The sequence below is a fragment of the Micromonospora sp. CPCC 205546 genome (genome assembly GCF_036902715.1).
GTDB lineage: Bacteria > Actinomycetota > Actinomycetes > Mycobacteriales > Micromonosporaceae > Micromonospora.
Map to the genome: position 1 here is coordinate 1 of NZ_JBAKHL010000127.1, position 7793 is coordinate 7793.

At 74.5% G+C, this 7793-nt stretch carries 8 protein-coding genes; 5 read left to right on the forward strand and 3 right to left on the reverse strand.

Annotated features, from left to right (window positions below):
- Window positions 1–63 precede the first annotated feature (63 nt).
- Window positions 64–312, forward strand: coding sequence for a helix-turn-helix domain-containing protein (locus tag V6U77_RS29180; protein WP_442934536.1), 249 nt, complete (start codon window positions 64–66; stop codon window positions 310–312).
- 319 nt (window positions 313–631) lie between these two features.
- Here V6U77_RS29180 and V6U77_RS29185 read toward each other — a convergent pair whose 3' ends face one another.
- Entirely contained in the window at window positions 632–1030 is a 399-nt protein-coding gene (locus tag V6U77_RS29185) for a VOC family protein (protein WP_334609968.1), read from the reverse strand.
- Window positions 1031–1220: 190 nt separating this feature from the next.
- Between V6U77_RS29185 and V6U77_RS29190 the strand changes: the two genes are divergently transcribed.
- From V6U77_RS29190 to V6U77_RS29200, 3 genes are read left to right on the forward strand one after another with little or no spacing between them, the layout of a single operon-like run.
- Complete coding sequence (locus tag V6U77_RS29190; RefSeq protein ID WP_165947858.1) at window positions 1221–1370, forward strand: hypothetical protein; 150 nt, start codon at window positions 1221–1223, stop codon at window positions 1368–1370.
- Between the two features lie 9 nt (window positions 1371–1379).
- A complete protein-coding gene (locus tag V6U77_RS29195) occupies window positions 1380–2804 on the forward strand; it encodes a methyltransferase (protein WP_334609969.1) in 1425 nt (474 codons plus the stop codon).
- Entirely contained in the window at window positions 2797–4827 is a 2031-nt protein-coding gene (locus V6U77_RS29200; RefSeq protein WP_442934537.1) for a sulfatase-like hydrolase/transferase, read from the forward strand. Before V6U77_RS29195 ends, V6U77_RS29200 begins: the two co-directional genes overlap by 8 nt.
- Before the next feature lie 249 nt (window positions 4828–5076).
- Here the strand turns inward: V6U77_RS29200 and V6U77_RS29205 are convergent, their stop codons facing one another.
- Window positions 5077–5256 carry a hypothetical protein gene (locus tag V6U77_RS29205; protein WP_334609970.1) on the reverse strand — a complete coding sequence of 60 codons (180 nt, stop codon included), beginning with the start codon at window positions 5254–5256 and terminating at the stop codon, window positions 5077–5079.
- A 99-nt stretch (window positions 5257–5355) separates the two neighbouring features.
- On the opposite strand from V6U77_RS29205, the gene V6U77_RS29210 reads away from it, so the two are divergent.
- Window positions 5356–6639 carry a citrate synthase gene (locus V6U77_RS29210; protein ID WP_334609971.1) on the forward strand — a complete coding sequence of 428 codons (1284 nt, stop codon included), beginning with the start codon at window positions 5356–5358 and terminating at the stop codon, window positions 6637–6639.
- A gap of 117 nt (window positions 6640–6756) precedes the next feature.
- Here V6U77_RS29210 and V6U77_RS29215 read toward each other — a convergent pair.
- Window positions 6757–7793: glycosyltransferase family 4 protein (locus tag V6U77_RS29215; protein ID WP_334609972.1), on the reverse strand; the 1037-nt coding region annotated here is incomplete at its 5' end.

Genomic DNA, 7793 nt, shown 5'->3' on the forward strand with positions numbered 1-7793 from the left:
CCTCCGACTTGACCCGATCCGCTCGGCGCCCGGGTCGCCGCCGCGCTGGCCGCCGGCGCCGCCGTGGCCGCGACCGCCGCCGGGGCCGGCCTCGACCCGCGCGCCCTGCACCGCCGGTGTCGGCACCTGTTCGGGTACGGCCCGAAGACCCTGGCCCGGATCCTGCGGATGGGGCGCGCGCTGGCCCTGGCCCGCGCCGGCGTCCCGCTGGCCGAGGTGGCGGTCCGCTGCGGCTACGCCGACCAGGCCCACCTGACCCGGGACGTACGCGACCTGGCCGGCGTGCCGCCGATGACCCTGCTGTCCCGCTGAGCGGGTTGTTCCTGAACCCGTTCCGGACGCCGGGCGACGCCCGGTTCGTCATCGACCGCATCGAGGACCTGGCCGCCGGCCGCAATCGCGACGCCGGGTGCCGCCCGCTGCCGGCCGGCCTGGGCGCCGCGCTCGACCTGCGTCGTATCGGTATGTTCGGCTGGTCGAAGGGCGCCACCGCCACCGCTCTCGTCCTGACCACCGACCGGCGCGTACGGGCCGGGATCGCCAGCCGCATCGCCTGCTCACCGGCCCGAACCGGGCCTTCCCGGAGGTGCGGTTCATCGCCTGACCAGACCACGAGGGTCCCTTCCTCCAGCTACCCGGGGAGCGGGGCGAAGAGGTCGACGCCGTTGCCGTCCGGGTCGCGCACCACCGCGTACCGCTGGCCCCAGAAGGCGTCCCACGGGGGCAGGTGACCCTCGTGGCCCTCCGCCACCAGCTCCGCGTAGAGCCGGTCGACCTCGGCCGGGTCGGCGCAAAGGAAGGCGAGGCCGGCCCCGCCCCCGCCCCCGCCGCCCGGCCGCCAGCCGGGGTCGAAGGAGCGGACGGTGTCGGCGGTGTCCCAGGCCAGCCGCAGGCCGCCGGGCAGGGTGATCTCCACGTGCGGGTCGGCTTCGGCGTCGGCCGGGATGTCGAGGCCGAGTCTCCGGTAGAAGGCGAGGGAACGGGGCAGGTCGCTGCTGACCATGCCGATGAGATCGAGTGTCGGTGCCATGGCTCCACCGTAGGAAGGCCGCCGGCGGGCGTCTTGAACGAAACGGACAACCGGACGGAGTGCCGGGTGTGCCCTTCACGACCGGGACGATCGGCGTAGCGTGTCAGACAAGTCCGGCTTTCCGGGCAAATCCCCCCGGGGATCCCTGCCCCGTACGCCGATCTGGAGACGCGAGGGAAAGGAGCGGTCGGTGGAACACCTGGCCTACCTGGACGCGGGGTCCGGCAGCCTGATCGTGCAGGCGGTGGTCGGCGGGGTGGCCGGCGCCGCGGTGGCGGCCAAGCTCTACTGGCGGCGACTGGTCGACCGGTTCCGGCGCCAGCCCACCGACCAGCGCTGACCCCGGCCGATGGCGACCTCCCGCACCGGTCTGCGCGCCGAGCCAGGCTCCTTCCGCGACCCCGCCAACCGGGTCTTCCACCTCGACGGCGACGTGCTGCGCGGGCTGGACGAGCAGGCCGCCGGCCAGTGGCGGGCACTGGCCGCCAGCGAGTTCTTCCCGCCGCTGCTAGCCGCCGGCAAGGTGTGCGGCACCGAGGCGGTCGAGTCGCCGTCCGTGCCGTCGGCCGGCGGGTGGGCCGCCGTCCTGCGCCACGAGCGCATCCCGTTCGTCTCCCACCCGTACGAGTGGTCCTTCACGATGCTGCGCGACGCGGCGCTGCTGCACCTGGAGATCCTGCGGGCGGCGCTGCCGGCCGGGTTCACCACGAAGGACGGCTCGGCCTACAACCTGCAGTGGCGGGGCGCCGAACCGGTGTTCATCGACGTCGGCTCGTTCGCTCCCGCCCGCGACGGCGAGCCCTGGGCCGGCTACCGGCAGTTCTGCCAGACGCTGCTCTACCCGCTGCTGCTCGGCGCCCACCTCGGGCTGGACTTCCAGCCCTGGCTGCGCGCCCGCGTCGACGGCATCGAGCCCGACCAGATGCGCCGGCTGTTCGGCGGCCTCCGGCGGCTGCTGCCCGGGGTGCCCACCCACGTGCACCTGCACGACGCGATGCAGCGGCGCAACGCCCGCGCCAGCACCGCCGACGTGCGGTCCCAGCTGCGGGCGGCCGGTTACTCCCGGGAGCTGGCGCTGGCCACCGTACGCGGCATCGAGAAACTCGTGCGGCGCCTGGAGCCCCGCCCGGTGGTTAGCCACTGGGTCGACTATCAGCGCACCTGCGCGTACACCGCCGACGACCGGGCCGCGAAGGAACGCTTCGTGACCGAGGCGCTGGCCGATGGGCCGCGGCCCCGCCTGGCGCTGGACCTCGGCGCCAACGACGGCCGGTACGCCCGCCTCGCCGCCCGGCACGCCGACTACGTCGTCGCGGTCGAGCAGGACCCGGGCGTGCTGGACGGGCTCTACCGCGCGCTGCGCGCCGAGGGCGAGCGGCGGATCCTGCCCCTGGTGATGGATCTGGCCGATCCGTCGCCCGGCGGCGGGTGGCGCGGCGTCGAGCGGGCCTCCTTCGCCGACCGGGCTGAGGCGGACGCCGTCCTCGCCCTGGCCGTCGTGCACCACCTGGCGATCGGGCGCAACGTGCCGCTGCCCGAGGTGCTGGACTGGCTCGTGGGGCTCGCCGCCCCCGGCGCCCGGGTGGTGGTGGAGTTCGTCCACCCCGAGGACCCGATGGCCCGGCGGCTGCTGGCCAACAAGCCCGAGGGGCTCTTCCCGGACTACCGGCCGGCCGAGTTCGAGCGGCTGCTCGCCTTGCGCTGCCGGATCACGCGGCGGCTCGACCTGCCCTCGGGCACCCGCACGCTCTACGCGGCGGTCGTGGGTGGCTGAGCCGGCGCCCGTGCCGGGCGCCGGACCGTCGGGCGGCCGGTGGGGCGGCTGGCGTACGGAGCTGGGCCGGCTGGCCGAGGTGGCGGGGCTGGTCGGGCTCGTGGTGACCCACCCGCTGCTGGACGTCCTCGGGCGCAGTCCCGACTTCTTCCTGTTCCACCGGGCGGACCGCGGGGAGATCCTGCTGCTGGTGGCTCTGGTCGCGCTCGTGCCCACCGCCGCCGTCGCGCTGCTCGGCGCGCTGTCCCGGCTGGCCGGGCGCATCGCCCGCTCGGCGACGCACACCCTGCTGGTCGGCCTGTTGCTCGCCGCGCTGGCCGTGCAGGTCGGCCGGCACGGCACGCCACTGCGGGGCGTACCGCTGCTGCTGCTCGCCGCGCTGGCCGGGGCCGCCGGGGCCGCCGCGCACCGGCGGTGGCGTGCGCCGGGGCGGGCGCTGCGGCTGGCGGCGGCCGGACCGCTGCTCTTCGTGGGGCTGTTCGTGTTCGCCTCGCCCACCTCGATCGTGGTGCTGCCCCGGGGCGAGGGCGGCGCCGCCGGGGTGGCCCGCCCCGGCAACCATCCGCCGGTGGTCGTGCTGGTCCTCGACGAGCTGCCCCTGGTGTCCCTGCTCGGGCCGCACGGGCGGATCGACGCCTCGCGGTTCCCGCACTTCGCCGAGCTGGCCGAAGGCTCCACCTGGTACCGCAACGCCACCGGCGTCAGCGGCTGGACGCCCTACGCGTTGCCGGCGATGCTCACCGGCCGGTACCCGCAGCGGGCGGCGCCGCCGCACTACTCGCAATACCCGGACAACCTCTTCACCGCACTCGGCGGCCTGTACGACGTGCGCGCCGAGGAGAGCATCACCCGGCTCTGCCCGCCCAGCCGCTGCGAGCAGCCGGTCGGTCCCGAGCAGGGGATGGGCGTGCTGATCCGTCAGGCGGGCGGGCTGCTGCGCCAGGTCACCGCCCCGGTGGACAGCCGCGTCGACCCGGAGGACTCGTACCGCGAGCAGACCCGCGCGGAGGCGGGCATCGACGCCGCCGAGCCGGTGCCGGCGGACCCGAAGTTCCGCTGGGACAGCCTCGACGACAACCAGCCGGCCCGGTTCACCAGCTTCCTCGCCGGGCTGCGGCCGGCGTCCCGGCCCACCCTGCACTTCCTGCACCTGCTGATGCCGCACTCGCCGTGGGCGTACCTGCCGTCGGGGGCGCGCTACGACGCCCCGCAGGACCTGCCGAACGACGGCGACGGCTGGGCGGAACTGGCCCGCCGGCGGCACCTCGCGCAGCTCGGCTACACCGACCGGCTGATCGGCGAGACGCTGCGTACGCTGCGCTCCAGCGGCCTCTACGACCAGGCCCTGCTGGTGGTCACCGCCGACCACGGCGTCAGCTTCACCCCCGGCGCCCAGGGCCGGGGCATGGGCGCCATCCGGGCCGCCGCCGGCGAGGTCGCCTGGGTGCCGACGTTCGTCAAGGCCCCCGGCCAGCGCGTCGGGCGGATCGACGACCGCAACTGGCAGCACGTCGACCTGCTGCCCACCGTCGCCGACGAGGCCGCCGTCCGGCTCCCGTGGCCCGTCGACGGCCGGTCCGCCCGGCAGGCCCCGCGCGCCGAGGCGGGCAAGGTCTTCTACGACCGCCCCGGCCAGCCGACCCCCATCACGGGCGGCGTGCCGGCCCCGATCGCGCCGCCCGCGCCCCACCCGCTGGTCGGCACCGCCGTCGGCGACCGCCCGGCCGGCGGCACGGTCCGCGTCGCCGACCTGGCCGTGTTCGACGCGGTGGACCCGGACGCCGGGCGGCTGCCGGCCGCCGTCTGGGGCGACCTGCCGGACGAGGTGCCCGACGGCACGTCGCTGGCGATCGCCGTCAACGGCCGGATCGGCGCGGTCGTCCCGGTGGTGCCCCGCGACGCCGGCGGGCGCCGGTTCGCCGCCCTGCTCGCCGACGACAGGCTCTTCCACGCCGGCGCCAACCGCCTCACCGTCTACCGCGTCGCCGCCGACGGCACCCTCCTCCGCCTCACCCCCGCCTGACCCTCTCCCGACCCGGCCCTCCTGGCCCCGGCCCTCCTGGCCCCGGCCCTCCTGGCCCCGGCCCTCCTGGCCCCGGCCCTCCTGGCCCCGGCCCTCCTGGCCCCGGCCCTCCTGGCCCCGGCCCTCCTGGCCCCGGCCCTCCTGGCCCCGGCCCTCCTGGCCCCGGCCTCCGCCTCCTCGCCCGCCCCGTGCCGTCGATCATGAGGTTTGCGTCCAGGAACGCGCTTACCCGTGACGCAAGCCTCATGATCACCGGGCGAGGGCGAGGGCGAGGGCGAGGGCGAGGGCGAGGGCGAGGGCGAGGGCGAGGGGCTGGGCGGGCAGGGGGTGGGCAGCGGGGTGGGCGGTAGCGTTCCCAGGCGTCGTCGTGCCGGCGCGTCCGGATTGCGCGGGTTTCCCGGCCCGCAGGCCGGGAAACGGGTGACGCATGCCTCACCGTCGAACCACGGCGGGCGGTATCACCTCGACCGTGATTACGGTAAAAGCGAAGGCAATTCAACGCAGATCTGCCGGCGAAGCGAGGGAAACATGACGGAAGTCAAGCTCGATCACCCCGGTGGGCAGCTTTCGATGCCGGTGCAATCCGCGGTCGAGGGCCCCGCCGGCATCGGGGTGGGCAAGCTGCTGAAGGAAACCGGGATGACGACGTACGACCCCGGTTTCGTCAACACCGCGGCCTGCTCGTCCGCCATCACCTACATCGACGGTGACGCGGGCATCCTGCGTTACCGCGGTTACCCGATCGAGCAGCTCGCGGAGAAGTCCTCCTTCCTGGAGGTCTCCTACCTGCTGATCTACGGTGAGCTGCCGACCCAGCAGCAGCTGACCGAGTTCACCGAGCGCATCCGCCGGCACTCCCTGCTGCACGAGGAGATGCGCCGCTTCTTCGACGGCTTCCCGCGCGACGCGCACCCGATGGCCGTGCTCTCCTCGGCCGTCAGCGCCATCTCCACCTTCTACCAGGACAGCCTGGACCCGTTCGACTCCCGGCACGTGGAGATGTCCACGGTGCGGCTGATGGCGAAGGTGCCCACCATCGCCTCGTACGCCTACAAGAAGTCGATCGGCCAGCCGCTGCTCTACCCGGACAACTCGCTGGGCTACGTGGAGAACCTCCTGCGGATGACCTTCGGCGTGCCGGCGGAGCCGTACGAGGTCGACCCGGTGATGGCCAAGGTGCTGGACATGCTGTTCATCCTGCACGCCGACCACGAGCAGAACTGCTCCACGTCGACCGTGCGGCTGGTCGGCTCCAGCAACGCCAACCTCTTCGCCTCGGTCTCGGCGGGCGTGAACGCGCTCTTCGGCCCGCTGCACGGCGGCGCCAACCAGGCCGTGCTGGAGATGCTGGAGAAGATCCAGGCCGACGGCGGCGACGTCGCGTCCTTCGTCCGCAAGGTCAAGGACAAGCAGGACGGCGTGAAGCTGATGGGCTTCGGGCACCGGGTCTACAAGAACTACGACCCGCGCGCGGCGATCGTGAAGAAGGCGGCGCAGGACGTGCTCGGCCGGATGGCGAAGCCGGACCCGCTGCTGGACCTCGCCGTGCAGTTGGAGGAGATCGCCCTCGCCGACGACTTCTTCGTCTCCCGCAAGCTCTACCCGAACGTGGACTTCTACACCGGGCTGATCTACAAGGCCATGGGCTTCCCGACCAAGATGTTCACGGTGCTCTTCGCGCTGGGTCGGCTGCCCGGCTGGATCGCGCAGTGGCGCGAGATGATCAACGACCCGGAGACCAAGATCGGCCGCCCGCGGCAGATCTACACCGGCGCCTCCGAGCGGACGTACGCCCCGTTCTCCGAGCGCTGAGTTCCGCCCGTACGACGAAGCAGGCGGCCGACCCGGACAGGGTTGGCCGGCTGGGTCGTGGCGTGGCCGGCGGGTGGCCGGCACCGGCTGCGGGCCCGGAGCGAACCGCGGTCGCCGTCAGCGCAGTCCGGCGGCGGCCAGCAGGTTGCCCTCGGCGACGGACGGCACGGCGCGACCACGGGTGACCCGTTCGGCGGCGAACGCGGGCGAGGTGTTGATCGCCGCCGCGTAGGCGGCCGCCGTGCGCTGGGCGATGGCCGACCAGCCGTACCGCTCGTGCACCATGACACGGGCCCGGCGGGCGAGCTGGCGGGCCCGGTCCCGGTCCGACAGCAGCGCGTCGACGGCGTCGGTCAGCCCGTCCGGGTCGTGCGGCCGGAAGGTCATCCCGGTGACCCCGGGCTCGACGATCTCGGCGAGCCCGCCGGTCGCGGCGACGGCCAGGGGCGCGCCGGCGGCGGCGCCCTCCAGGGCCACCATGCCGAACGGCTCGTAGATGCTCGGCACGGCGAAGCAGTCCGACGCGGCCATCACGGCGGGCAGGTCGGTGCCGCCCAGGAAACCCGGGAGGCTGACCGTCCCACCGAGGCCGAGGCGGTGCACCTCGGCCTCCAGTTCACCGCGGTACGGCCCGTCGCCGACGATGACCGCGCGCAGCCCGGGGTGCCGCTCCCGCAGCCGGGGCAGCCCGGCGATCAGGTGTTGCACGCCCTTCTCGTAGACCAGCCGGCCCGCGAAGGTGACCAGCGGCCCGTCCCCGGCGAACCGGGCGCGGGCCTTGGCCACCGCGGCGGCCGGGACACGCCAGCGGTGCGCCTCCACGCCGTTGGGCACCACGTCGACCCGGCCCGCCGGCACGCCGAACAGCCCGGTCACCTCGTCGCGCATGTAGCCGGAGCAGACGATCACGCGACCCGACTCGCCGGCCAGCCAGTGCTCGACGCCGTGGATGGTGCGGTTCATCTCCTCCGGCAGCCAGCCCTGGTGCCGGCCGGCCTCGGTGGCGTGGATGGTGCTGACCAGCGGGATGTCCAGGTGCTCGCGCAGGGTCATCGCGGTGTGCGCGACGAGCCAGTCGTGGGCGTGGACGACGTCGTAGGAGCCGGCCTCGGTGGCGCGTAGCGCGGCGCGGGTGAGGGTGTGGTTGAAGGCCA

Coding starts and splice junctions, on each gene's coding strand:
- V6U77_RS29185 (WP_334609968.1), bottom strand. CDS start 1,030: ATGGCACCGACACTCGATCTCATCGGCATGGTCAGCAGCGACCTGCCC.
- V6U77_RS29195 (WP_334609969.1), top strand. CDS start 1,380: ATGGCGACCTCCCGCACCGGTCTGCGCGCCGAGCCAGGCTCCTTCCGC.
- V6U77_RS29205 (WP_334609970.1), bottom strand. CDS start 5,256: ATGCGTCACCCGTTTCCCGGCCTGCGGGCCGGGAAACCCGCGCAATCC.
- V6U77_RS29210 (WP_334609971.1), top strand. CDS start 5,356: ATGACGGAAGTCAAGCTCGATCACCCCGGTGGGCAGCTTTCGATGCCG.